The organism is Pseudomonas sp. Sample_14, from assembly GCF_004307515.1.
Classification (GTDB): domain Bacteria; phylum Pseudomonadota; class Gammaproteobacteria; order Pseudomonadales; family Pseudomonadaceae; genus Aquipseudomonas; species Aquipseudomonas atacamensis.
Genome location: NZ_RCOC01000015.1, coordinates 15079 through 40598, shown reverse-complemented (window position 1 = coordinate 40598; position 25520 = coordinate 15079). Strand labels below are relative to the sequence as shown.

Annotated in this window: 24 protein-coding genes and 2 tRNA genes; 14 read left to right on the top strand and 12 right to left on the bottom strand. The window is 60.0% G+C overall.

Translation table 11 applies throughout. The annotated features are described in order from the left end of the window. Positions 1-26: 26 nt before the first annotated feature. Genes murI through hemA form a run of 5 tightly spaced genes read right to left on the bottom strand, consistent with a single transcriptional unit; the run spans position 27 to position 4756 of the window. On the bottom strand, positions 27-818 hold the full coding sequence (gene murI / locus D8U61_RS03015) for a glutamate racemase (RefSeq protein ID WP_130902210.1): 792 nt from the start codon (positions 816-818) through the stop codon (positions 27-29). Then, positions 811-1566 (bottom strand): molybdopterin-synthase adenylyltransferase MoeB, encoded by a 756-nt coding sequence (locus D8U61_RS03010; RefSeq protein WP_130926395.1) that lies wholly within the window; start codon positions 1564-1566, stop codon positions 811-813. The genes murI and D8U61_RS03010 overlap by 8 nt, the downstream gene beginning before the upstream one ends. Then, on the bottom strand, positions 1560-2390 hold the full coding sequence (gene prmC / locus D8U61_RS03005) for a peptide chain release factor N(5)-glutamine methyltransferase (protein WP_016773211.1): 831 nt from the start codon (positions 2388-2390) through the stop codon (positions 1560-1562). The genes D8U61_RS03010 and prmC overlap by 7 nt, the downstream gene beginning before the upstream one ends. Further along, positions 2391-3473 (bottom strand): peptide chain release factor 1, encoded by a 1083-nt coding sequence (prfA, locus tag D8U61_RS03000; protein ID WP_016773210.1) that lies wholly within the window; start codon positions 3471-3473, stop codon positions 2391-2393. Further along, positions 3470-4756 (bottom strand): glutamyl-tRNA reductase, encoded by a 1287-nt coding sequence (hemA, locus tag D8U61_RS02995; protein WP_016773209.1) that lies wholly within the window; start codon positions 4754-4756, stop codon positions 3470-3472. The genes prfA and hemA overlap by 4 nt, the downstream gene beginning before the upstream one ends. Before the next feature lie 182 nt (positions 4757-4938). On the opposite strand from hemA, the gene D8U61_RS02990 reads away from it, so the two are divergent. From D8U61_RS02990 to ychF, 8 genes are all read left to right on the top strand, one after another. Further along, positions 4939-6663, top strand: a complete 1725-nt coding sequence (locus D8U61_RS02990) for a tetratricopeptide repeat protein (RefSeq protein WP_130926394.1) — start codon at positions 4939-4941, stop codon at positions 6661-6663. Positions 6664-6666: 3 nt separating this feature from the next. Then, a complete protein-coding gene (gene lolB / locus D8U61_RS02985) occupies positions 6667-7284 on the top strand; it encodes a lipoprotein insertase outer membrane protein LolB (protein ID WP_123444159.1) in 618 nt (205 codons plus the stop codon). A gap of 3 nt (positions 7285-7287) precedes the next feature. Continuing rightward, complete coding sequence (ispE, locus tag D8U61_RS02980) at positions 7288-8139, top strand: 4-(cytidine 5'-diphospho)-2-C-methyl-D-erythritol kinase (protein ID WP_130926393.1); 852 nt, start codon at positions 7288-7290, stop codon at positions 8137-8139. 37 nt (positions 8140-8176) lie between these two features. Continuing rightward, positions 8177-8251: transfer RNA gene (locus tag D8U61_RS02975), tRNA-Gln, on the top strand. 45 nt (positions 8252-8296) lie between these two features. After that, positions 8297-9238 (top strand): ribose-phosphate pyrophosphokinase, encoded by a 942-nt coding sequence (locus D8U61_RS02970; RefSeq protein ID WP_003171603.1) that lies wholly within the window; start codon positions 8297-8299, stop codon positions 9236-9238. 141 nt (positions 9239-9379) lie between these two features. Further along, positions 9380-9982: a 50S ribosomal protein L25/general stress protein Ctc gene (locus D8U61_RS02965; protein WP_024014298.1), complete on the top strand. Its 603-nt coding sequence runs from the start codon at positions 9380-9382 to the stop codon at positions 9980-9982. Between the two features lie 171 nt (positions 9983-10153). Then, the gene (gene pth, locus D8U61_RS02960) at positions 10154-10738 is read left to right on the top strand and encodes an aminoacyl-tRNA hydrolase (RefSeq protein ID WP_016773203.1); all 585 of its coding nucleotides are present in this window, start codon (positions 10154-10156) and stop codon (positions 10736-10738) included. Between the two features lie 22 nt (positions 10739-10760). Then, positions 10761-11861 (top strand): redox-regulated ATPase YchF, encoded by a 1101-nt coding sequence (gene ychF, locus D8U61_RS02955; RefSeq protein ID WP_016773202.1) that lies wholly within the window; start codon positions 10761-10763, stop codon positions 11859-11861. 180 nt (positions 11862-12041) lie between these two features. On the opposite strand, the gene D8U61_RS02950 is transcribed toward ychF, so the two are convergent. Then, entirely contained in the window at positions 12042-13259 is a 1218-nt protein-coding gene (locus tag D8U61_RS02950; protein ID WP_024014299.1) for an MFS transporter, read from the bottom strand. A 332-nt stretch (positions 13260-13591) separates the two neighbouring features. Here D8U61_RS02950 and D8U61_RS02945 point away from each other — a divergent pair, with 332 nt between their 5' ends. Together D8U61_RS02945 and D8U61_RS02940 are read left to right on the top strand one after the other, a co-directional pair. Next, the gene (locus D8U61_RS02945; protein WP_125927927.1) at positions 13592-15649 is read left to right on the top strand and encodes a methyl-accepting chemotaxis protein; all 2058 of its coding nucleotides are present in this window, start codon (positions 13592-13594) and stop codon (positions 15647-15649) included. Between the two features lie 115 nt (positions 15650-15764). Then, positions 15765-15841: transfer RNA gene (locus tag D8U61_RS02940), tRNA-Met, on the top strand. Between the two features lie 362 nt (positions 15842-16203). On the opposite strand, the gene D8U61_RS02935 is transcribed toward D8U61_RS02940, so the two are convergent. Together D8U61_RS02935 and D8U61_RS02930 are read right to left on the bottom strand one after the other, a co-directional pair. After that, entirely contained in the window at positions 16204-16428 is a 225-nt protein-coding gene (locus tag D8U61_RS02935; protein WP_123444155.1) for a SymE family type I addiction module toxin, read from the bottom strand. A gap of 79 nt (positions 16429-16507) precedes the next feature. After that, positions 16508-16900: a helix-turn-helix transcriptional regulator gene (locus tag D8U61_RS02930; RefSeq protein WP_232013042.1), complete on the bottom strand. Its 393-nt coding sequence runs from the start codon at positions 16898-16900 to the stop codon at positions 16508-16510. 364 nt (positions 16901-17264) lie between these two features. On the opposite strand from D8U61_RS02930, the gene D8U61_RS02925 reads away from it, so the two are divergent. The 4 genes from D8U61_RS02925 (at position 17265) to ggt (ending at position 21130) form a co-directional block, all read left to right on the top strand. Beyond that, positions 17265-18515: an S-type pyocin domain-containing protein gene (locus D8U61_RS02925; protein WP_130902203.1), complete on the top strand. Its 1251-nt coding sequence runs from the start codon at positions 17265-17267 to the stop codon at positions 18513-18515. A gap of 9 nt (positions 18516-18524) precedes the next feature. Beyond that, positions 18525-18794, top strand: a complete 270-nt coding sequence (locus D8U61_RS02920) for a bacteriocin immunity protein (protein WP_130888171.1) — start codon at positions 18525-18527, stop codon at positions 18792-18794. 50 nt (positions 18795-18844) lie between these two features. Beyond that, entirely contained in the window at positions 18845-19093 is a 249-nt protein-coding gene (locus D8U61_RS02915) for a bacteriocin immunity protein (protein WP_130888170.1), read from the top strand. Positions 19094-19297: 204 nt separating this feature from the next. Then, the gene (gene ggt / locus D8U61_RS02910; RefSeq protein ID WP_130926392.1) at positions 19298-21130 is read left to right on the top strand and encodes a gamma-glutamyltransferase; all 1833 of its coding nucleotides are present in this window, start codon (positions 19298-19300) and stop codon (positions 21128-21130) included. Positions 21131-21203: 73 nt separating this feature from the next. Here ggt and D8U61_RS02905 read toward each other — a convergent pair whose 3' ends face one another. The 4 genes from D8U61_RS02905 to D8U61_RS02890 all read right to left on the bottom strand — a co-directional run bounded on the left by D8U61_RS02905 (position 21204) and on the right by D8U61_RS02890 (position 25470). Next, a complete protein-coding gene (locus D8U61_RS02905; RefSeq protein WP_130888168.1) occupies positions 21204-21836 on the bottom strand; it encodes a LysE family transporter in 633 nt (210 codons plus the stop codon). A gap of 73 nt (positions 21837-21909) precedes the next feature. Then, positions 21910-22509 carry a flavin reductase family protein gene (locus tag D8U61_RS02900; RefSeq protein WP_130926391.1) on the bottom strand — a complete coding sequence of 200 codons (600 nt, stop codon included), beginning with the start codon at positions 22507-22509 and terminating at the stop codon, positions 21910-21912. Between the two features lie 216 nt (positions 22510-22725). Continuing rightward, positions 22726-24042 carry a PAS domain-containing methyl-accepting chemotaxis protein gene (locus tag D8U61_RS28190; RefSeq protein WP_110602983.1) on the bottom strand — a complete coding sequence of 439 codons (1317 nt, stop codon included), beginning with the start codon at positions 24040-24042 and terminating at the stop codon, positions 22726-22728. A 114-nt stretch (positions 24043-24156) separates the two neighbouring features. Further along, the gene (locus D8U61_RS02890) at positions 24157-25470 is read right to left on the bottom strand and encodes an MFS transporter (RefSeq protein WP_130926390.1); all 1314 of its coding nucleotides are present in this window, start codon (positions 25468-25470) and stop codon (positions 24157-24159) included. Positions 25471-25520: the final 50 nt, after the last annotated feature.

Genomic DNA, 25520 nt, shown 5'->3' with positions numbered 1-25520 from the left:
GTTTTTTTAGTTATTTCACATTTTTTTTACAAGTCGAAGTTTTGCACATTCGACGCAGTTTGGCCCAGCAACGGTAGGATTTTTCTGAGGGATTGCGGATCGCCGCTGGTCCAGAACTTCACAGGCTGGCTCGGACGTTGCGCCAGCAGATCACGCTCGGCGAGCAGGCGCTGCAACTGCCGGGCCACGGCAGCTCCGGTATCGATCAGGCTGACATCGTCGGCGATCATCGACCTGAGTAACGATTTGAGGAAGGGATAATGGGTGCAACCAAGAATGATTGTGTCGCAGTTTTGCGCCAGCAATGGAGCGACGTAACCTTGCAATAAAGTGCGTAATTCGGCGCTGTGCAGATCACCCGTTTCGATCAGTTCGACCAGTCCCGGACAGGGCTGGGTGATGACTTTTATGTCAGCTGCGAAACGATCGAGCAACGCGGCAAACTTTGCGCTCTGCAATGTGCCGGTCGTGGCCAGGACGCCAACCACGCCGCTTCGCGTGGCCGCTGCGGCCGGTTTGACCGCCGGTTCCATGCCGACAATCGGCCAGTCGGGAAAGTCGCGACGCAAGTCGGCAACACCGGCCACGGTCGCGGTATTGCACGCCAGCACCAACGCCTTGGCACCCTGCTCGCGAAAAAATCCTGCCATCGCACTGCAACGCTGGCGGATGAATTCCGGGGTTTTCTCGCCGTAAGGAATATGCCCGCAATCGGCGACGTAAAGCAGCGATTCGTTGGGCAGCAAGCGCTGAATTTCGCCGAGGACCGACAAGCCGCCGACCCCGGAATCGAACACGCCGATCGGCGCTTCACGCATGGCGGGCGCCACAGACGCTGCAACCCGGATCACGCTTGACCCGTAATTCACGGAAGCGCGAGCCCAAGGCGTCGATCAACAACAGTCGCCCCACCAAGGGTTCGCCAAAGCCGACCAGTACTTTCAACGCTTCCAGCGCCTGCAAGCTGCCGACCAGACCGACCAATGGCCCGACCACGCCAGCCTCGCTGCAGGTCAGTTCGGCTTCGCTGCCGTGTCCGTACAGGCAGTGGTAGCAAGGGCTTTCGGCACGCCGTGGATCGAACACCGACAGCTGCCCTTCCAGACGAATTGCCGCACCGCTGACCAAGGGCTTGCGCGCGGCAACACAGGCGGCGTTGACTGCCTCTCGGGTAGAGAAGTTGTCCGAGCAATCGAGGACCAGATCCACCGCCCCCACCGCTGCGGCGAGGGAATCGGCGTCCAGCGCCTGACGATGGGCGACCAGTTGAATCTCGGGATTGATCGCGCCCAGGCGCTTGAGCGCCGAGTCGACCTTGGACATGCCGACACTGTCGGTGTCGTGAATGATCTGCCGTTGCAGGTTGGTCAGATCGACCGTGTCGAAATCCGCCAGATGCAACTCGCCGACGCCCGCTGCCGCCAGATACAACGCCACCGGCGCGCCGAGACCGCCAAGGCCGACGATCAGCACGCGGCTGGCCTTGAGCTTCAGTTGCCCGTCGATGTCGACGTGTTGCAGCAGAATCTGCCGGCTGTAGCGCAGCAATTCCTGATCATTCAGCACGGCAGGCGCCCCAGACTGATGCGTTGATGGCCGCCCAGATCGGTGCGGCTGTGGACTTCTTCAAAGCCACGAGTGAGCAGCAGATCACGCACGGCTTCGGCCTGATCATAGCCGTGTTCGAGCATCAGCCAGCCGCCGGCTTCAAGATGATCCGGCGCCTGCGCCACAATCAGGCGCAGATCGTCGAGGCCATCTTCACCGGCGATCAGCGCACTGGCCGGTTCGAAGCGTACATCGCCCTCGACCAGATGCGGATCGGCGGCGGCAATGTACGGCGGGTTGCTGATGATCAGTTGAAAGCGCTGGCCTTCAAGGGCGCTGAACCAATGGCTGCTCAGCACCGTAGCGTTGTTCAGGTGCAGACGCTGGCGGTTGCGTTCGGCCAGGGCCACGGCTTCGAGCACGCGATCCACAGCGGTGACCTTCCACGCCGGGCGTTCGCTGGCCAAAGCCAAAGCAATCGCGCCACTGCCGGTGCCCAGATCAAGAACCTTGGCCGGGGTTGCCGGCAGCAGCTCAAGGGCTGCCTCCACCAGCAGTTCGGTGTCCGGGCGCGGAATCAGCGTGTGCGGCGCGACTTCCAGATCGAGCTTCCAGAAGCCCTGCTGGCCGAGAATGTAGGCCACCGGTTCACCGCTACGCCGCCGTTGCAGATATTCGGCGAAGGTCAGCGCAGCCTCGCTTGGCACGATGCGCTCGGGCCAGGTGTGCAGAAAGCTGCGCGACTTGCCCAGTGCGGCGGCCAGGAGCAATTCAGCGTCCAGACGCGCAGTCGGCGAGTCCGGCAACTCGGCAGCGCGCAACAGGCTGGCGATGATGGTCATTTATTCACCTATCGCTGCGAGTTGGTCAGCCTGATATTCGGCCAGCAACGGCTCGATCACGGCTTCGACGCCACCAGCGAGAATTTCATCCAGCGAATACAGGGTCAGGTTGACGCGATGGTCGGTGACCCGACCCTGAGCATAGTTGTAGGTGCGGATGCGCTCGGATCGATCGCCGGAACCGACCAGCAACTTGCGCTCACTGGCAATCGCGTTGGCTGCCGCTGCGTTCTGCTGATCGTTGAGTTTCGCCGACAGCCACGCCATCGCCCGGGCACGGTTCTTGTGCTGGGAGCGTTCTTCCTGACACTCGACGACGGTGCCGGTCGGGATGTGGGTAATGCGGATCGCCGAGTCGGTGGTGTTGACGTGCTGACCGCCAGCGCCAGAGGAACGGTAGGTGTCGACACGCAGATCCGCCGGGTTGATCTCGATGGCTTCGCGCTCGTCCGGCTCGGGCAATACCGCCACGGTGCAGGCCGAGGTGTGGATCCGGCCCTGGGATTCGGTGGCCGGTACGCGCTGGACGCGGTGCGCGCCGGACTCGAATTTCAGCTTGCCGTAAACGTTGTCGCCTTCGATGCGCGCGATGACTTCTTTATAGCCGCCGTGTTCACCTTCGTTTTCCGAGAGGATCTCGACGCGCCAGCCACGCCGCTCGGCATAACGCGAGTACATGCGGAACAGGTCGCCGGAGAAGATCGCCGCCTCGTCGCCACCGGTGCCGGCGCGGATTTCGAGGAAGACGTTGCGCCCGTCATTCGGATCTTTAGGCAGCAGCATGCGCTGCAGATCGGATTCCAGCGTGACCAGCAACTCCTTGGCTTCGCGAACTTCTTCCACGGCCATTTCGCGCATGTCCGGGTCGTTGTCCTTGAGCAGCGCCTGCGCGCCTTCAAGATCGCTTTGTACGCCGAGCAGCTTTTTATAGGCGGCCACTACCGGCTCGAGTTCGGCGTACTCCTTGGAATAGGCGCGGAATTTGGCCTGATCGGCAATGACTTCACCGTCGCCGAGCAGCGCGGTCAGTTCCTCGAAACGGTCCTGGAGAATGTCCAGCTTGTTGAGCAGTGACGCTTTCATTGCGGTTTTTTATCCGAAAAACTATCCGGTGAGCCCTCAAGGGCAAAGAGTTCCTGGGCCATGGCCAGCGCATCGAGGCGGCCTTCGGCAGACAGCTTTTTCAACTGCACGCTGGGCGCATGCAAGAGTTTGTTGGTCAGGCCACGGGCCAGTTGTCCGAGCACGTCTTCGGCGTTGCCGCCGTTGGCCAGCAGACGCAGGGCCTTCTGCAATTCCTCGTCTCGCAAGCGTTCGCTCTGTTGACGATAGGCCTTGAGCACATCGACCGCCGCCAGTTCGCGCAGGCGCACCATGAAATCGTCGGCGCCGACCGAGACCATTTCTTCCGCCGCTTGCGCAGCGCCCTGACGGCTCTTGAGGTTCTCGGCGACCACTTCGTGGAGATCGTCGACGCTGTACAGGTAAACGTCGTCGAGTTCGCCGACTTCCGGCTCGATATCGCGCGGTACGGCAATGTCGACCATGAAGATCGGCTTGTGCTTGCGCAGCTTCAGCGCACTTTCCACCGCGCCCTTGCCCAAGATCGGTAACTGGCTGGCGGTCGAACTGATGACGATATCGCTGCGCACCAGCTCCGCCGGAATGTCCGAGAGCAGCACCGCGTGAGCGCCGAACTGCTCGGCCAACTGACTGGCGCGCTCCAGTGTACGGTTGGCAACGACGATGCGCTTGACCCCCAGCTCATGCAAATGGCGCGCGACCAGCGTAATCGTCTCGCCGGCACCGATCAGCAGCGCCTGGCTGCGTTGCAGATCGCTGAAAATCTGTTTCGCCAGGCTCACCGCAGCAAACGCCACCGACACCGGGTTCTCGCCGATCGCAGTATCGGTACGCACCTGCTTGGCGGCATTGAACGTCGCCTGAAACAGCCGGCCCAGCAGCGGGCCGATGGTGCCGGCCTCGCGGGCCACGGCGTAGGCCGATTTCATCTGACCGAGAATCTGCGGTTCGCCCAGCACCAGCGAGTCAAGCCCGGAGGCGACGCGCATCATGTGACGAACAGCCGCATCGTCTTCATGCACATAGGCACTGGCGCGCAGCTCGTCCAGGCTCAGATGGTGATAATCGGCCAGCCAGCGCAGCACGACATCGGCCGACAGCTGATCCTGTTCTATATAAAGCTCACTGCGATTGCAGGTGGAGAGGATCGCGGCTTCGCGGCTGTCGGTCAGTCGGCAGAGCTGCTGCAAGGCCTCCACCAGTTGCTCAGGGGTAAAGGCCACGCGCTCGCGGACGTCTACTGAAGCAGTCTTGTGGTTAATACCGAGTGCAAGGAAGGCCATTCAAGGTCGCTGGTGGTGACGTGAAGCCGGCAATTGTCCTACTTCGAAAGATTCAGAACAACTACCGCTGACTATTGTCCCAATCGTCAGCCCCTATAATGGCCACAATTGAGTCTCGGTTATGTTTGGCCGAAGGCTTGTGTCATGATGATCCGACCGCAGGTTAGTCGTCCTCTTCCTATATGAATAGATCTTCCGCGTTGCTCCTCGCTTTTGTCTTCCTCAGCGGCTGCCAAGCCATGGCGCCCGTTGCGCCGGACGGCATCCCGCCGGTCGAAGACACCACGCCCGCACCTGAAAAGCCCAAGGTTTACGGCTCATTCAGCGAGGAAACCGTGTTCAGCCTGCTGAGCGCCGAACTCGCCGGCCAGCGCAATCGTTTCGACATTGCCCTGGACAACTACGTGACCCAGGCCATCAACACCCAGGATCCGGGCGTCTCCGAGCGGGCTTTCCGCATCGCCGAATATCTGGGCGCCGATCAACCGGCCCTCGACACCGCGCTGATCTGGGCGCGCAACGCGCCGGACGATCTCGAAGCGCAACGCGCCGCCGCCGTGCAACTGGCCCGCGCCGGGCGCTACGACGACTCCATGGTCTATATGGAGAAAGTCCTGCAGGGCAAGGGCGACACCCATTTCGATTTCCTTGCGTTGTCGGCCGCCGACACCGATCAGGAAACCCGCAACGGTCTGATGAAAAGCTTCGACCGTTTGCTCCAGCGCCACCCGAACAACAATCAGCTGATTTTCGGCAAGGCCCTGCTGTTGCAGCAGGACGGCGACAATCAAGGCGCGCTGACTCTGCTCGAAGACAACCCGCCGGAAGACGGCGAAATAGCACCGATCCTGTTGCGCGCGCGCCTGCTTCAGTTGCTCAACCGTGGTGACGAAGCGCTGCCGCTGTTGCAAAAAAGCATCAGGAAATACCCGGAAGACAAGCGCCTGCGCCTGACTTACGCGCGCATGCTGGTCGAACAGGACCGCATGGACGACGCCAAGGCCGAATTCTCCACGCTCGTTCAGCAATACCCGGAAGACGACGAACTGCGTTATTCGCTGGCGCTGGTGTGCCTGGAAGCCAAGGCGTGGGAAGAGGCCAAGGGTTATTTGGAAGACCTGATCGCTCGCGAAAGCCATGTCGATTCGGCGCATCTGAATCTCGGCCGGATTGCCGAAGAGCGCAATGACCCGCAAGGCGCGCTCATCGAGTATGCCCAGGTCGGCCCGGGCAATGACTATCTGCCGGCACAGCTGCGTCAGGCCGATATCCTGATGAGCAACGGCAAAACCGCCGAAGCGCAGAGCAAACTGGCGGCCGAGCGTGACGAGCAGCCCGACTACGCGATCCAGCTGTATCTGATCGAATCGGAAACCCTGTCGGCCAATAAACAGGACGACAAGGCCTGGAAGGTTCTGCAACAAGCGCTGCAGAAATACCCGGACGATCTCAATCTGCTTTACACCCGCGCCATGCTCGCGGAGAAACGCAATGATCTGGCGCAAATGGAGAAAGACCTGCGCCTGATCATCAAGCGCGACCCGGACAACGCCATGGCGCTCAATGCACTGGGCTACACCTTGTCCGATCGCACCACCCGCTACGCTGAAGCGAAAACGCTGATCGAGCAGGCGCACCAGATCAATCCGGAAGACCCGGCGGTACTCGACAGCCTCGGCTGGGTGAACTATCGCCTGGGCAATCTGGACGATGCGGAGAAATACCTGCGCCAGGCGCTCGAGCGTTTCCCCGACCACGAAGTCGCCGCGCACCTTGGCGAAGTCCTCTGGGCCAAGGGCAATCAACGCGAAGCCAAACAAGTGTGGGGCAAGTTCCTCAAGGATCAGCCCGACAGCACCATTCTGCGCAGCACCATCAAGCGCCTGACCGGATCCGAGAATCTTTAAACCATGCTTTTGCGCCACGTTATTGTTTTCAGCTTCATCGCCCTGCTCGCCGGCTGCTCGGGGTTCGGCACTCGCGAATCGGTCGAGGGCCACGGCAGCCCGGCCCAGTGGGCGGCAAACAAACAGCAACTGACCGGCCTCGACGGCTGGCAGATCGACGGCAAGATCGGCATCCGCGCGCCGAAGGATTCCGGCAGCGGCACGCTGTTCTGGCTGCAACGTCAGGATTACTACGACATTCGCCTGTCCGGCCCGCTGGGTCGTGGTGCGGCACGGCTGACGGGGCGTCCGGGCAAAGTATCACTGGAAGTCGCTAACCAGGGCCGCTACGAATCGCAATCTCCTGAAGCCCTGCTCGAAGAACAGCTGGGCTGGAAATTGCCGGTATCCAATCTGGCCTGGTGGGTTCGTGGCCTGCCCGCTCCGGAAAGCAAAAGTCGCTTGAACCTGGACGCCAACAGTCGTCTGGCCAGCCTTGAGCAGGACGGCTGGAAAGTCGAATACACCGCCTACACCGAACAGAATGGTTACTGGCTCCCCGAGCGCATCAAGCTGCACGGCACCGACCTTGACGTAACGCTGGTGATCAAGACCTGGCAACCGCGCAAGTTGGGGCAATAAAGCATGACCGCTGCACGCCTGACCCTGCCCTCACCGGCCAAACTCAACTTGATGCTGCACATTCTCGGTCGCCGTGAAGACGGTTATCACGAATTGCAGACGCTGTTTCAGTTCCTCGATTACGGCGATGAAATCACTTTCGCCGTGCGCGATGACGGCGTGATTCAACTGCACACCGAGTTCGCCGGCGTGCCCCACGACAGCAACCTGATCGTGCGCGCGGCGAAGATGTTGCAGCAACAATCCGGCTGCGCGCTCGGCATCGACATCTGGATCGACAAAGTCCTGCCCATGGGCGGCGGCATTGGCGGCGGCAGCTCGAATGCGGCGACGACCCTGCTCGGGCTAAACCATTTGTGGCAACTGGGCTGGGATGAAGATCGTCTCGCCGTACTGGGCTTGTCACTCGGTGCCGACGTCCCGGTGTTCGTCCGTGGCCATGCGGCATTTGCCGAGGGCGTCGGCGAGAAACTGACCCCGGTCGACCCCGAAGAACCGTGGTATCTGGTGCTCGTGCCGCAAGTCGCTGTTAGTACGGCAGAAATTTTTTCCGATCCTTTGTTGACACGTAACACACCGCCCATTAAAGTGCGCCCCGTTCCCGAGGGAAACAGTCGAAATGACTGCTTGCCGGTGGTAGCAAGGCGTTATCCAGAGGTACGTAACGCATTGGATTTGTTAGGTAAATTTACCGAAGCAAAGCTCACCGGAACTGGAAGTTGTGTGTTTGGGGGCTTCCCAAGCAAAGCTGAAGCTGATAAAGTCTCGGCCCTTCTGACAGAGACCCTTACAGGGTTTGTAGCGAAAGGAAGCAACGTTTCGATGTTGCATCGCAAGCTGCAAAGTCTGCTCTAAAGGAATCAAGTGCCCGGCACTTGAAAGCAACAGATACAGGGGCGTCGCCAAGCGGTAAGGCAGCAGGTTTTGATCCTGCCATGCGTTGGTTCGAATCCAGCCGCCCCTGCCATTTTCTCTACTCATCCAGGTTACCCTCAGCCTCTAGGTACTGCGCGTGTCCAAGATGATGGTCTTTACGGGGAATGCCAACCCCGATCTGGCTCGGCGTGTCGTACGTCAGCTGCATATCCCTCTCGGTGACATCTCTGTCGGCAAGTTTTCCGACGGCGAAATCACAGCCGAGATCAATGAAAACGTTCGCGGTAAAGACGTCTTCATTATTCAGCCGACCTGCGCTCCGACCAACGATAACCTGATGGAACTGGTAGTGATGGCTGACGCCTTCCGCCGCTCCTCGGCTACTCGTATCACTGCTGTTATTCCTTATTTTGGTTATGCCCGTCAGGATCGCCGTCCGCGTTCCGCACGTGTGGCTATCAGCGCGAAAGTCGTTGCTGACATGCTTACCGTAGTCGGCATCGACCGTGTTCTCACGGTTGATCTGCATGCTGACCAGATTCAGGGCTTCTTCGATATTCCGGTAGATAACATCTACGGCTCCCCGGTTCTGGTGGATGACATCGAAGATCAGCGCTTCGAAAACCTGATGATCGTGTCCCCGGACATTGGTGGCGTCGTGCGTGCACGGGCTGTTGCCAAGTCGCTGGGCGTCGATCTCGGGATCATCGACAAACGCCGTGAGAAAGCCAATCACTCTGAAGTGATGCATATCATCGGTGATGTCGAAGGGCGTACCTGTATTCTCGTCGATGACATGGTCGATACCGCCGGCACCCTGTGCCACGCGGCCAAGGCCCTGAAAGAGCATGGCGCAGCCAAGGTCTTTGCCTACTGCACACACCCTGTGCTGTCGGGCCGGGCCATCGAGAATATCGAAAATTCCGTGCTGGACGAGCTGGTGGTGACCAACACCATCCCGCTGTCCGCTGCAGCACAAGCCTGTGCACGTATCCGTCAACTGGATATCGCACCGGTTGTTGCCGAAGCGGTTCGCCGCATCAGCAATGAAGAATCGATCAGCGCGATGTTCCGTTAAGGGCCCTGCCCTTCGCGAAATGTCTCGTTGACGAAAAGCGCCCCGCCCCGGCATTCCTGTCGGGGCGGGGCTTTTTTGCCCATACCGTGTTCGGCGCTGGTCGCAAACGCCACTCGGTCATGGCTATTTTGGAGATACAAAATGAACGATTTTACTCTGAATGCTGAAGTGCGTTCCGACCTGGGGAAAGGTGCGAGCCGCCGCCTGCGTCGTCTCGCCGCTCTGGTTCCAGCTGTTGTTTACGGTGGCGACAAAGCCCCTGAATCCATCAGCATGCTGGCCAAAGAAGTTGCCAAACTGCTCGAAAACGAAGCGGCTTACAGCCACATCATCGAGCTGAACGTTGGTGGCACCAAGCAGAACGTCATCATCAAGGCTCTGCAGCGTCACCCGGCCAAAGGCCACGTGATGCACGCTGACTTCGTACGCGTTGTTGCCGGCCAGAAACTGACCGCCATCGTGCCTGTACACTTTGTTGGCGAAGAAGCTCCAGTGAAGAAAGGCGGCGAAGTTTCGCACGTTGTTGCTGAAATCGAAGTGACCTGCCTGCCAAAAGATCTGCCTGAGTTCATCGAAGTCGATCTGTCGAAAGCAGAAATCGGCACCATCATTCACCTGTCGGACCTCAAAGCTCCTAAAGGTGTTGAGTTCGTTGCTCTGGCACACGGCGATGACAAGGCTGTTGCCAACGTCCACGCTCCACGTGTTGCTGCAGAACCTACCGAAGAAGGCGAAGCAGAGTAATTCACTCTGTCATGCCGGAGTGAGCAAGTAACATCGCGGACTGGAACGTAGCGAGAAAGCGGGCGAGAACGCGGAGTTTACATCCATGGTAAATGAGCATTTTTCGTCCACTTTCGCCGCTTTCCCCGATCGCGGCGATGTTATCCACCACTCCAAGGAAGGGCCCCTATCGTGACTGCCATCAAACTGATCGTTGGCCTGGGAAATCCAGGCGCTGAATACGAACAGACCCGGCATAACGCAGGGGCCCTTTTTGTTGAGCGCATCGCCCATGCACAGAATGTGAATCTTGTGGCCGATCGCAAATATTTCGGCCTGACCGGGCGCTACTCGCATCAAGGTCAGGATGTTCGTCTGCTGATTCCCACCACCTACATGAACCGCAGCGGCCAGGCCGTGGCGGCACTCGCCGGTTTCTTCCGCATCAAGCCTGAAGAAATCCTCGTGGCGCATGACGAACTCGACTTGCCTCCGGGCGTTGCCAAGCTCAAGCAGGGCGGCGGCCATGGCGGTCACAACGGGTTGCGCGACATCATTGCGCAACTGGGCAATCAGAATACGTTCTACCGCCTGCGGCTTGGCATCGGCCACCCGGGCGTTGCCAGTATGGTTTCAAATTTCGTCCTGGGTCGTGCGCCACGCGCCGAACAGGAAAAACTCGATGCCAGCATCGACTTTGCCCTCGGCGTGCTGCCGGATATCCTCGCCGGGGAATGGAACCGCGCGATGAAAAACCTGCACAGCCAGAAGGCCTGACTTTTACCCGAGGGGAAACACCATGGGATTCAATTGCGGCATCGTCGGCCTGCCTAACGTCGGCAAGTCCACCCTGTTCAACGCCCTGACCAAATCCGGTATCGCGGCCGAGAACTTCCCCTTCTGCACCATCGAGCCGAACAGCGGCATCGTGCCGATGCCGGATCCGCGTCTGGAAGCGCTGGCGGCCATCGTCAATCCCAAGCGCATCCTGCCGACCACAATGGAATTCGTCGACATCGCCGGCCTCGTCGCCGGCGCCTCGAAAGGTGAAGGCCTGGGCAACAAGTTCCTGGCCAACATCCGCGAAACCGACGCTATCGCTCACGTGGTGCGCTGCTTCGAAGACGACAACGTGATCCACGTGTCCAACAGCGTCGACCCGAAACGCGACATCGAAATCATCGACCTGGAACTGATCTTCGCCGACCTCGACAGCTGCGAGAAGCAACTGCAGAAAGTCGCGCGCAACGCCAAGGGCGGTGACAAGGACGCCGTGGTTCAGAAGGCTCTGCTCGAGCAACTGATCGCGCACTTCACCGAAGCCAAGCCGGCACGCAGCCTGATGAAAAACATGAGCGCGGATGAGAAAGCCGTGATCAAGGGCTTCCACCTGCTGACCACCAAACCGGTCATGTACATCGCCAACGTGGCTGAAGACGGCTTCGAGAACAACCCGCACTTGGACGTGGTCAAGGCCATCGCCGAAGAAGAAGGCGCCATGGTCGTTCCGGTGTGCAACAAGATCGAAGCGGAAATCGCCGAGCTCGACGACGGCGAAGAGAAGGACATGTTCCTCGAGGCCTTGGGCCTGGAAGAGCCTGGCCTGAACCGCGTGATCCGCGCCGGCTACGAAATGCTCCACCTGCAGACCTACTTCACCGCCGGTGTCGAAGAAGTCCGCGCCTGGACCGTCAAGGTCGGTGCCACCGCCCCACAGGCCGCTGGCGTGATCCACACCGACTTCGAAAAAGGCTTCATCCGTGCCGAAGTCATCGCCTACAACGACTTCATCCAGTACAAAGGCGAAGCTGGCGCCAAAGAAGCCGGCAAATGGCGTCTGGAAGGCAAGGATTACATCGTCAAGGACGGCGACGTGATGCACTTCCGTTTCAACGTCTAAGCAACAGCTGCACAAAAAAGCCGCGTTTAATACGCGGCTTTTTTTTGCCTGAAATTCAGTGACTGAGGACATTTCCCTGTGGGAGCGAGCCTGCTCGCGAATGCGGCGTGTCAGCTAAGCATTCGTCAACTGACACACCCATTCGCGAGCAGGCTCGCTCCCACAGTTCGATTCGTCTGTTCAGGGCTTTCTGGTACGCGGTAAAAAGATCGCCAACACACCAAACAACGGCAGAAACGAGCACAGGAAGTACACGTACTCAATCCCGTGCACATCCGCCAGATGCCCGAGCAGCGCCGCGCCAATCCCGCCGAAACCGAACATCAGGCCGAAGAAGATCCCGGCAATCATCCCGACATTACCCGGCACCAGTTCCTGCGCGTACACCACGATCGCCGAGAATGCCGACGCCAGAATGAAGCCGATCACCACGCTGAGAATGCTGGTCCAGAACAGATCGACATGCGGCAGGATCAAGGTGAACGGCGCCACCCCCAGGATGGAAAACCAGATCACTGCCTTGCGCCCGATCTTGTCGCCAATCGGCCCGCCGAAGAACGTCCCCGCCGCCACTGCGCCCAAGAACAGGAACAGATGCAATTGCGAGCTGGCCACCGACAGGTCGAACTTCTCGATCAGGTAGAAGGTGAAGTAGCTGGTGAAACTGGCCATGTAGAAATACTTGGAGAACACCAGTAGCCCCAGCACCACCAGCGCACTGGTCACCCTGCCCTTCGACAAGCCGTGCGTCGCCGCCTGACCGGCCTTGAGCTTGAACAAGTTGAGGTGATTGGCGTACCAGCGGCTGATGCGGTACAGCACGAACAGCGCAAACACCGCGAACAGACCGAACCACGCCACATTGCCCTGGCCGAAGGGAATGATGATCGCTGCAGCCAGCAGCGGGCCGAACGCGGAGCCGGCATTGCCGCCGACCTGAAAGGTCGATTGTGCCAGACCAAACCGGCCGCCCGAGGCCAGCCGCGCAACACGCGAGGCTTCCGGGTGAAAGGTCGACGAGCCAATGCCGATCAGCGCCGCCGCCAGCAGAATCAATGGGAAGCTGCCGACCACCGACATCATCAGAATGCCGATCAACGTACACACCGTGCCCGCCGGCAACAGCCACGGTTTGGGGTGGCGATCAGTGTGATAACCGACCCACGGCTGCAACAGCGACGCGGTCAACTGGAAGGTCAAGGTGATCAGGCCGACCTGGGTGAAGGTCAGGCCATAGTTGGCTTTGAGCATCGGGTAGATCGACGGCAGAACCGACTGGATCAGGTCGTTGATCAAATGCGCCAGCGCCACCGCGCCGATGATGCGCATCACCAAGGGGCTGCTTTGCGGAGCAGCGGTCGCCGAGGCAGCGGCGGTCTGAACGTTGCTGATAGCCATGGAAAATTCCGGACAGCAGATGGGTGCCCGCAGGCAGGTGCGCCAATGTGCCATTTTTCGGTGCGCTCGCGCTATCCCCTTAGGCAGCTAACTAACTGACTGGTCGTCGAGCAAACGGTGATAGCGCAACGCCATGGTCTGAATCTTGCCTTGCTTCTGCCCTTGAACACGATCGCCTTACAAAGGCGCTCGACAATGGGAAGTTTCGCTACAGAGCCGGCCTACAGAGCGGGCATGAGTGAACTTTCGAGGCCTTTTAGAGGGCACAGGTCGCAGCCGAAAGGTTCGCGATGCACGCCAATGGTGCGTGGTGTCCAGAGGAGTCATGAGGCATGCAGGCTTTCCTTTCACCGGGGATCAAATTGCTGGGGCGGTTTGGCTTCGCAGGTAAATTCCAATTGTTGTTTCTGCTGTTCATTCTGCCGCTGGCCGGCAGCCTGTTGATGATCGGCCATGACTATCGCGAGAAGCTCAATCTGATCTCGGGCGAACGTGCCGGCGTGCGTCAATTGCTCGCGCTGGATGCACTGGACAACCTGCTCGCCGCGCAACGCGACCGCGCCGCCCGCTGGCGCGCCACCGAGACCAATCGTCAGCCGACACCGGCCACCCTCGCCGCCATGGCTGCCTTCGACGGCGTGCAACCGGCGGTGCTGCAAGCCACCACCGAGCTGGGCAATGCCCTGAACCAGCAAGGCGCCGACGGCGCAATCCTCGAACGCTTTCAGGCGCTGCAAACCGCACTCAATGGCCTGGATACGAAAAGCCTCAGCAGTGTCGGCTGGTGGCCGGACGGTTATGACCGCTTCACCAATGCCCTGGGCGCGCTGCAAGCCTTGCGCGAGCAGATCGTCATGGACAATCGCCTGACCCTCGCGCCGTGGCTGGAAACCTACCTGCTGACGCAGATTTCCACGCAGCACGCACCGGACCTGATCGAGCGGGTCGGGCGTCTCGCCGCAGTCGGCCAGGCTTCGGTGGTCTCCGGGCAGTTCACCCTGCAGAGCCGCTTGCAGTTGCGCGACCTGCGCAGTCGCATTGGTGACGCCCGCGAGCAACTGGTGAAAACCGCCGGCCTGCTGGAGGCGCGTCTGCCAGCCGAGCTGCAAGCCTGGGCCGGTCAGTATCATGACAGCCTGAAACACCTCGACAGCGGCCTGAAAGTTCTCGACGACGGTGTGTTTGGCGGCAGCATCAACCTCAAGCCAGAGGACTTCGAACGCAGCCTCGACGCGCTGCTCACCGACCTTGCTTCCCTGCGCCAGCAATCCCTGGTCGCGCTGGATCAGCGGCTCGATGCTTATTACAGCTCGGCGATCCGCCAGTTCATTGTTGTCGCTGCTATCTTCGGTTGCCTGCTACTGGCCGCGTTATACCTGTTCGTCTGCCTGCAAGCCTCGATCCGCCGCAGTGCCAGCGGCATCACCCTACTCGCCGAAGCTTTGCGCGACGGCAACCTGAGCCTGCAAGTACCGGTGGTGGGGCGCGATGAGCTGGCAGCGATCAGCACCGCGCTCAACGTCGCCGTGGTGCAACTGCGCAGCAGCATGCTCGGCGTCGACCACGAGACCTCGCAGTTGAGCAACGCGGTACGCAGCCTCAACCAACACTCCAGCGGCGCCCTCGGTGAAGTTGAGGCGCAGCAGTTGCAGATCAGCCAGATTGCCGCTGCCGCCACGCAATTGGCCGCGACCTCGCAAGGCGTCGCGCAGAGTTGCGAACAGGCCTCCGGCAGCGCCCAGCAGACCCGGCGCATCGCCGCCGACAGCAGCCGCGACAGCCAACGCACCACGGCCAGCATTCAGCAGCTCAATCAGCGCCTGAACGACACTGCCGCCGCACTCGGCCGGGTCAGCGAGCAAGGCCAGCAGATTCAACTGGTCGTGGACACCATTCGCGGCGTCGCCGAGCAGACCAACCTGCTCGCACTCAACGCCGCCATCGAAGCCGCCCGCGCCGGCGAACAGGGTCGCGGCTTTGCCGTGGTCGCCGACGAGGTGCGCAGCCTCTCGCAACGCACGCAATCGTCCACCGCGCAGATCGCCGGCACCGTCGACAGCCTGCGCGCCACGGTCAACGAAGCGGTGAGCCTGATGGAAGCCGCCTGCGGCCAGGCGCAATCGGATGCCGAAGCGGTCACCGGACTCGGCGAACGCCTGGGTGAAATCGCCAGCGCCGTGCAGAGCGTCACCGACACCCTCGCGCAGATCGCCACGGCGGTTGAAGAGCAGGCGAGCACCGCCGATGAAGTCAGCGGCAATATCCAGCAGGTCGACCAAGCGGCGGTGCGTTTGCTTGAAGGTGCACGCGCGGTGAACCTCGCGGCGGACACCTTGAGCCAGGGCAGCGAAGCCCTGAGCGCCAATACCGCCAGATTCCAACTGCGCTGACGCCCTCCCCGGCCCCGATTTTCGGGGCTGGAGGATAAGCGGTTGAAAACAGGAAGAAATATTTTCGATTTACGCTTGACGCTTTGCCATTTCAGGGGAATAATGCGCGCCACTTGGCTACATAGCTCAGTTGGTTAGAGCATAGCATTCATAATGCTGGGGTCCGGGGTTCAAGTCCCTGTGTAGCCACCAAGTACTAAAAACGGCTTACCGAAAGGTAGGCCGTTTTTTTATGCCTGCAATAATTCCCCCTCCGGTTCCCCACCCACAGAAGGTCTATCTTCAGCCCTTTCGATTGATCAGTGGGCTCGCAGCCGCTCATCCGTCAGACTTTCTTACAGTTTGCACTGCGCCTTTTTTCATATAAGCCACATATCAAATTCAAGATAATGCCTTCCTCCCAACCAGGCTTTTAGCCAGGTATTACGGGCCCCGCCCGCCATAAAACTCTAGATAATCAAGAGCGCTATATGAGAAAAAACGCCGCTATCCCTTGAGGGTTAGCGGCGTTTTTCCTACGCAAATGGCGTTGCGGCTGTACTTGGATGATTCATCTATTCCGCTGTAATCACCAGACACCCTTTCATCACACGCACTTTGACGTTCTCGTTCACCTCGAATCCTGCCTGCCGTAACCACAGGCCGCGCAGTCTGATCCAGGGTACGGGTTTGGCGGGGCTGTAGGGCTTTTCCTTGGTGTGGACCGGGTAAAAATCAGCGGCGATTTTCAACCGGCGTTCAGTGATGGGGGTTGATGACGTATGCTTGGTTTTAGCCATGATCAGCTCCTGTTTAGCTGCTTGTGGTTAGCGGAGCCAGGGTGTTGGCGCACCCTGGTTCCGCGTTCTTAGGGTTACTTCAAATTTCTCTTTCTTCGTTGCTTGTTTTGGTCGCTGCCTGTGCGATCAGCGCGTCAAGCATCTGCGCAATCACCTTCTGTTGGACCTTCGAAAGCTCATTGATGGACTGCAGCCGTCGATACCACGTCGAGGTCAAGCTGCGTCTGGGCGTCTCCGTGTACGAGGGAACCCCGAGCAGGTCTTCAACGGGAACGCGAAGCGCAAATGCCATCTTCACCAGTGTCGTGACCGGCATGCTGCGCGTGCCCTCCTCGTAACCCTGAAAGGTCTGCCGGGAAAGACCTAAAGCCCTTGCAAACCGCGTCTGTGTTATCTCGTGCACCGTGCGTAAATGTGCAATGCGACTGCCCAACGCCACCAGAAAATCACGATCCTCATTGGAAATGCTCATGACAGCGGCCGACTGAAAATAAAATCGAATGGCAACGGACTCATCCTCTTCATCTGATATCCATCCTGGAAAAACTACAGAAACCATCCTCAGGCAGCGGCGCGTAGGTTGTCGACCTGAATAATCTGTAAGAGAAATCCGGCGTAATCCGCCATTCATACGAAAAGACTACAGGCGCGACCGACGATAATTTCGCCTGAATCAGGCGCAAAACCGACGCACTGAGATAGCCCTGTAGGAAGCAGGCTCTGCTCACGTAAGAACTAGATTTTTCGTCATTTCAAGTACCCGCCCCTCTCTCCCCGAACTCCCCCTGGACCGACAAGCTTCCCCGGCTCGATTCAAAGCCATACAGGGAGTTGTCATGGCTCGATTCAAATCTCTTTTCGACGAAGACTGGGCTTGGGCACGCGATTACGGCGGTGCGTCATGGGGCGGGTGGTTGCCACCTCGAGCGCCGGAGGAGTCGGTGTACATCGAGAAGGACGAGTGGCCTGCGCCCAGGCCACGCGAAGACAGGGTCTTTGCCAAGTCCTGCACGCCGGACAACTGGTGTCGCACGGACGCTGGCACTGCCAAGGAGCCAGCCAGCAACTTCGGCAAGATCATGGTCGCCGGCGCCATGCTCATGCCCTCCGCCAGTACCGCGGTCGCGACGGCGATAGGTGCTGACCTGGCTTTGGGGCGTCTGGCCGGCGGCGGGATTTTGCAACAGCGCCTGAACTGGGCCATCCGTGGCGCCGGCGGGCCGGCCAGCGTGTTTGTGCTGGGAATGCTGCCGAGCAAAATGGCCGACGGCACGCTTCACACCGACGAAGAACTACGCCGCATGAGCCGCGCCACCACGCGCGTGCGCTTCCAGTTTCGTCGTGATGCCGAAGGTGTTCTGCGGGTTTACGGCATCCATTCCGGCGCCTCTGGCGACGACGCCGTACGCACGGTGAACGTCAAGTGGAACGCCGACAAGACAGCCATGGAGGCCAAGCTCAACGGCATCACCATTCTCTGGACGCCGCAACGCGGGCCGCTGGGGTCGATGCCTCCGCTGGTTTATCCCGACCACGGTGAGGCACTCGACCCGATCCTCGTCCACCCGATCCCGGACAACACCGATAGCCAGATTGAGGGTCTGCCGGGCGAGGATGTAACGGCCGAGGATTGTATTCTGGTGTTCCCGGCGGACACCGGGCTGAAGTCGTTATATGTGGTTTATTCGAGGCCGGCGAGGCAGACGCCGGGGATCGTTACGGGGGTGGGGGAGGATGTGGGCGGTATTTGGCTTGACCATGCTCAAGCTCAGGATGGCGCCCCTATTCCGACCAGCATCGCGGATAAACTCAGAGGGAGCGAATATTCTAGTTTTGATTCGTTTAGGCGGGCTTTTTGGGCCGTTGCCTCAAAAGACAGCGCAGTGGCACAACAGGTCAGCGAAGATAATCTACGACGTATGCGCAACGGAAATGCGCCCCGCGCCCGCTTAGGTGATGCAGCAGGGAAAAGGATCTCTCATGAGATTCATCATGTGGAACCGATATCCGAAGGTGGTGATATCTACAACGTAGATAACCTAAGGGTCTACACACCCAAAAACCATGTCGACGTACACCGTAAATAAGGGCATAGCATGAGCGACCCATTCATCAAAAGCAGCTTTTCCGACTATACCGAGCAGGATTTCATTGATCTCATAGATGAAATAAGAAAGGAAGATATAGCGCCGACAGATCTCCGTGCAGATGCATTGATTCTGCACTTCAACAAGATAGTAGGACATCCGAGCGGGATGGATCTGATCTACTACCCCGAGCCCGGAGCAGATACAACATCTGCCGGAATAGCTCGTACAGTCATGGCATGGCGCGAAGCGAATCGACTACCCGGGTTCAAGACATGAATCCTGCCGCCCGTTTCATTTGAGCTGTGGAACTTCAACTTGAGAACGTTATGACTAACATATCCGACTACACCGAAGCAGAATTCTTGAAATTTGTGCAATCTGTTCTTGCAGCCAACACAAGCCCAGACGAGATTCTCGATCCGCTGTTATTTGAATTTGTACGTCTGTGTGAGCACCCAGCGGGCACTGACCTCATCTATTGGCCCGAGGATATGAAACAACAAACAGCCGAGGGCATTACCAAAATTGTGAAAGACTGGCGTTCTACCCGTGGTCTGTCCGGCTTCAAGCAATAAATTACCCTGCAATACTCTCAAGAAGATCGCACCACCCTAGCTACCGCTTTCGCGAGCAGGCTCGCTCCCACAAGGGCATCGTTTTCGGCCAATCGATTGGCGCGGCCGCTGAGCGGGAGTGCTGTAATCCTCACGCAGTTTGCACCCCGCCGGCCCGCTCGATAAAGTCCCCCAAGACTTCTACCCCACGGACGGAGATCCCGCGTGTTTCCAGCCCAGCCTTTGAAGCGCTTTCGCCTGCCAGCCCTGACACTGCTTGTCAGCGCTCTGACCCTCACCGCATGCAACGCCCCGCCCTCTTCTTCATTGCCGCTGGCACCGGAAGCTGCATCCGGTTACCGCACTGATCTGCAAACCCGGCACGCCAATAAACACATGGCTGCCGCTGCCAATCCGCTCGCGGCCGAAGCCGGGCGGGAGATGTTGCGTCAGGGTGGTTCGGCGATTGATGCGGCGATTGCGATGCAGGCGGTGTTGACGCTGGTTGAGCCGCAGTCTTCCGGGATCGGTGGCGGGGCGATGATTGTGTTGTGGGATGGCAAGCAGGTGCGCACCTATGACGGCCGCGAAACGGCGCCGGCCGGGGCCACCGAGAAGCTGTTCCTGAAGGCTGACGGTAAACCGATGGCCTTTACGCAAGCGCAGATCGGCGGGCGCTCGGTCGGTACGCCCGGGGTATTGCGCGCGCTGGAGCTGGCGCATCGGCAGCACGGTCGCTTGCCATGGGCGAAGCTGTTTGAGCCAGCGATCAAACTGGCCGAGCAAGGCTTTGCGATTCCCCCGCGTCTACATTCGCTGCTGACTGCCGATCCACTGATACGCCAGTCGCCAGACATGGCTGCGTACTTCCTGAATGAGGATGGCAGCGTCAAAGCTGTCGGCACACGCCTGCAAAACCCGAAGTTGGCCGCCGTGTTCAAACGTATCGCCAGCGAAGGTGCCGATGCGCTGTACAAAGGTCCGATCGCCGAAGAGATCGTCGCCAAGGTTCAACAGCACGCCAACCCCGGCAGCCTGTCGCTGACCGATTTGCAGCGTTATCAGGCCAAGGAGCGCGCGCCGCTGTGTACCGACTACAAGCGTTGGCAGGTCTGCGGCATGCCGCCACCATCGTCAGGCGGAATTGCCGTAGCGCAGATTCTCGGCACGTTGCAGGCGCTGGAGACTCGCGACCCACGCCTGTCGCTGACGCCGCTCAAACCGGTGAACAGCAATAGGCCGGCCGGCATCGAACCGGCGCCGCAAGCGGTGCATCTGATCGCCGAGGCTGAACGTCTGGCCTATGCCGACCGTGCGCAATACGTGGCCGACACCGACTTCGTCCCGGTGCCGGTCAAAGGGTTGCTCGATCCTGCCTACCTGGCCAGCCGCGCCAGCCTGATCGGCGAGCGCAGCATGGGCAGCGCCAAACCGGGCACACCGCCGGGCGTACAGGTTGCCTACGCACCGGACCGCTCGCCGTTGCGCATCTCGACTTCGCAAGTGGTTGCGGTTGATGATCTCGGCGGCGCCGTGTCGATGACCACCACCATCGAAGCCGCGTTCGGCTCGCACCTGATGGTTCAAGGTTTTCTGCTGAACAACCAGATGACCGACTTCTCCTTCATCCCCGAAGAGAACGGGCAGAAAGTCGCGAACCGCGTCGAACCCGGAAAACGCCCACGCTCGTCGATGGCGCCGACGCTGATCTTTGATCGCAACACTGGTGAATTTGTCGCCACGGTCGGCTCCCCCGGCGGCTCGCAAATCATCGAATACGTGGCGAAAACCACTATCGGCCTGCTCGACTGGAACCTCGATGCACAAAGTGCGATCAACCTGCCCAATTTCGGCAGCCGCAACGGCTCCACCGAATTGGAACAGGGACAGTTCAGCCCAGCGCTGATTCAGGCGTTGAAAGACAAAGGGCACACGGTCAGTGAAATCGACATGACCAGCGGCACCCAGGCGATCGTGCGGGTGAAGGACGCGCAGGGCAAAGCGACCTTGACGGGGGGTGCCGATCCTCGGCGTGAGGGAGAAGCGTTGGGGGATTGAGTATTACGAAGTGGGCAGAAAAGGCTTACCGGGAGGTAGGCCTTTTTTTGCGCACAGCGATTGCTCTCATTGATCAGCGATTCGCCACCAAATGCACCCCAAACAACAAATAGCACCCACCTGCCAACCGATCCAGCCACTGGCGTGACCGCTCGTAGACACCGGCAACCCGGCGGCTGGCGAAGAACAGAGCGACGCTGCAATACCAGCTGAACGACAGCGTGGCCATGGTCAGCACGGCCAGCGCCAGCAGTAGCGGCGGCACGTGGGGCGGCATGGCGGTGGCGAAGATGGTGGCGACAAAGAGTGCCGATTTCGGATTAGTCATGTTGCCCAGGAAACCGCGAGCGTAGACGCCGAAATAAGTCTGCCGGGGCGCAGCCGATGCACCGGGGGCAATCGCAGCCTTGCGCTTGAATTGCTTCAGCCCCAGATAAATCAGATAGCAACCGCCGGCAATCTTGAAGCCCAGATAGAGGGTCGGCGCGGCGTTGAACAGCGTCTTGATTCCCAAGCCGCCAGCAAGGCCCCACAGCACCGTGCCGGTGGCCACGCCCAGCGCAGCCACCACGCCATGTCGGCGCGAGTGACTGGCCGCGAGTTGCGCGATGTTGAAGAAATTTGGCCCGGGCGTGACCACCGCCACTGTCCACAACAGCGCCAGCGACAGCAACGGGGCAAGATAACCGGCAACAGAAACGTCCATGAGCGTTGCGCCTGAGCAGTGGAATCAAGCCTCTACCTTGCTACATCCGCTGACGGTTTTCCATCAACGTCATTTAAACCGCCAACGTCTTGCCATCCACCCCATCCCCAATCTTCAGGAAATGCCCGCCCGCCACGTGGTGCAAGGTACGCAATCTATCCTGCCCCTCGAAATGCCAGCGCCCGTCGCTGAACACACGCTCATCGGCTTGGGCGGCGATGACTTCGGCGAGGAACAGGTCGTATTGCTCGTGATTGCGCGGCTCCGGCAGCAGGCGGCATTCGAGCCAGGCGACACAGCCCTCAAGCAGCGGCGCTTCAATCTGTTCGCCAGCGAAGGTTTGCAGGCCGTACGCCTGAAACTTGTCCTGACCTTGGTTGCGGGTGATTTCCAGGCCGGAGGTGTTGCCGACGGTTTGCACGATATCGGCCTGATTGACGCAAGGCACGTTCAGCACAAAAGTGCCGGAGGCTTCGAGCAACTGGCGGGTCCAGGTGGATTTGTCGAGGACGACGGCGACTTTTGGTGGTTCGAAATCCAGTGGCATGGCCCAGGCGGCGGCCATGATGTTGCGCTGGCCGTCGTGAGCGGCGCTGACCAGCACGGTCGGCCCGTGGTTGAGCAGGCGGTAGGCTTTGTTCAGGGGCACCGGACGGCGGTGGGAGACGCTCATGGGATTTGCTCCGGAGGAAAAGGAGCCGATTGTAGCGCTGTCACTGGAGAATCGCAGAACCTGTGGGAGTGAGCAGATGCGGCGCTGCCCCTCGGTGATCGTTCCCACGCTCTGCGCGGGAATGCATCCTGTGACGCTCTGCGTCACGCCAGCGAAGGAAAGCGGAGCGTCCCGGGCGGCATTCCCAAGCAGAGCGTGGGAACGATCAGTGCGGTGTCAGTGAGAGAGCTGATTGGCAAACTGGCCGACCGCATCCACCACTTTCTGCGCACCGTCCTGAATCTCGACGATCACCGTGCCCGCCTCCGCCGCCAGCGCCAGGCCCTGTTCAGCCTGAAGCTTGCCGTCGGTCATCAGCGCCACGGCATTGCGCGCCATTTCCTGGTTCTGCCGAACCACGCCGACGATTTCGTCCGTCGCCTGGCTGGTGCGCGAGGCCAGTTGCCGGACCTCGTCCGCGACCACGGCAAAACCACGGCCCTGCTCGCCGGCCCGGGCGGCTTCGATCGCGGCGTTGAGCGCCAGCAGGTTGGTCTGTTCGGCAATGCCGCTGATGGTTTTGACGATCGTGCCGATCACCAGCGACTGCTCGTTGAGGGCTTCGATTCCTTCGCCGGCGGCTTGCATGTGCCGCGACAAATCACGCATCACGTTGACCGCTTCGGTGACGACCGTGGTGCCACGTTGCGCGGTGCTGTCGGTTTGTTGCGAGGTGCTGTAAGCGATGCTCGCTGCGTCGGCAACCGCCTGCTCGCGGTTGACCTGATCGGTGATCACCGTGGCGAATTTCACCACTTTGTACAGTTTGTCGTTGGCATCGACCACCGGGTTGTAGGACGCTTCCAGCCACACCGTACGACCATGGCTGTCGATACGCTTGAAGCGGCCAGCGACAAACTCACCGCTGTTCAAGCGCCGCCAGAAGTTCTGGTACTCGGCGCTGTTGTACTCATCCGGGGCGCAGAAGGTGCGGTGATGTTTGCCTTTGATCTGCGCCAGGCTGTAACCCATGCCGTTGAGGAAGCGATCATTGGCGCTGAGCACATTGCCGTTGAGATCGAACTCGATCACGGCGGTAGAGCGCACCAGCGCGCCGATCAGGTTCTCATGCTCGCGGGAGGCTTCGATGGTGCGGGTCAGGTCGCTGGCGTAGAAGGAAATGTGTCTGATCCGGCCATCGGACGAGCGTACCGGTTGCACGATGGAACGCAGCCACGCCTCGTCGCCATTGCCGCGCAACAGGCGCACGGCGCCGGCGAAGTGCTCGCCACGGCTCATCGAGTTTTTGAAGCGCTGATGGAATTCGTCGGTTTTGACGTGGGCCGGCACGATGTCTTCAATTGCCCGGCCGACCAGGTCCTGGCTCTTGTAGAGCATTTCATCGAGAAAATTCTGGTTGACCGAACGAATCCGCCCGTCGGGCTCAAGGGTCAGCGCGAGCATTTCGCTTTCCAGGCTTTCCTTCACTTGTACAAGGCTGGAGAGTTCTTCGCGCAGAGCGGCCAGCTCTTGTTTCAAGCGTTTATTGAACATGGGAAAGCACCGATGGCAGGGTAGTTAGCGGATACAACCTAGCCATCGGCCTTGCGCAGCTTTTCTGAAGCCAGCGCCAGACCCGTCAGTCGAAAATAATCCGGCGCTTGCGGTTCAGGCAGCGCCGGCAGCCTGACACGGTCCGGTACGTGGCATGCGCGCACCGAAATACACCGCCGTCAGAACTCCCACCGCGCCCATCACTGCACAGAAGATTACGCAGACCCAGGGGCTCCACGGCATCAGACCAATCAGCAACAGCGGTGTGATACTCGCCCAGGCGGCGTAGGCAATGTTGTAGGTGAAGGAAATGCCCGACACGCGAATCCGCGCCGGGAACAACCCGACCATCACCGAAGGCACTGCACCCGCTACCCCACAAGCGAGACCGGCGACCGTATAGGCCATGCCGATCCAATGCCCGCCCATGATCAGACAGCCATACAGCACGCCAATGCCCAATGGCAGCAACAGGCTGTAGAGCATGACCGTGCGCCAGGCGCCGATGCGGTCGACCAGCAGACCGGCGATCACGCAGCCAATGTTGAGAAAGACGATGCCCAAGGCACTGAGGCCGAAGGTGTAGCTGGCGGTCATGCCGAAGGTTTTCTGCATCATGGTCGGGGTGATGACCACGAAGACCACCACCGCCGAGGTGAGTACGCAGGTGAGCAACATGGCCGGGAGCATGGCCAGACGATGCTCACGCAACACCGTGCGCAGCGGCAGTTCGACCCGCGCCTCGCGTTGCGCCTCCATGGCCATGAACACCGGGGTTTCGCTGAGCCAGCGGCGCAGATAAACGCCCACCACGCCGAACACGCCGCCGAGCAGAAACGGATAGCGCCAGGCGTAATCGAGAATTTCGGCAGGCGTGAAAACCTGCGCGAGGAAGCTCGCGGTGAGTGCGCCGATCAAGTAACCGAAGGTCAGGCCGGCTTGCAGGAAACCGAGGGCGTAACCGCGATGGCCGGTCGGGGCATGCTCGGCGACGAACACCCAGGCACTTGGCACTTCGCCGCCCACCGCAGCGCCTTGCAGGATGCGCAGCGCCAGCAACAGCAAGGGCGCGAAATAGCCGATCTGCGCGTAGGTCGGCATGATCCCGATCAGCAGGCACGGCAGGGCCATCATCAGGATGCTCAGGCTGAACACCTTTTTGCGGCCCAGACGATCGGCGAAATGCGCCATCAGAATCCCGCCCAGCGGACGCGCCAGATAACCGGTGACGAAGATGCCGAAGCTTTGCAGCAAACGCAGCCACTCGGGCATTTCCGGGGGGAAGAACAGCTGACTCAGGGTCAGTGCGAAGAATACGAAGATGATGAAATCGTAGATTTCCAGCGCCCCGCCGAGCGCGGCAAGGCCGAGGGTCTTGTAGTCGGAGCGGCTGAACGGCGCCGGTCGGGCTGGAGAATTGGCAGTCATGACAAAGAACTCAGGCATCGGCAAAAACCAAGGCGCTCATGGTCTACGCA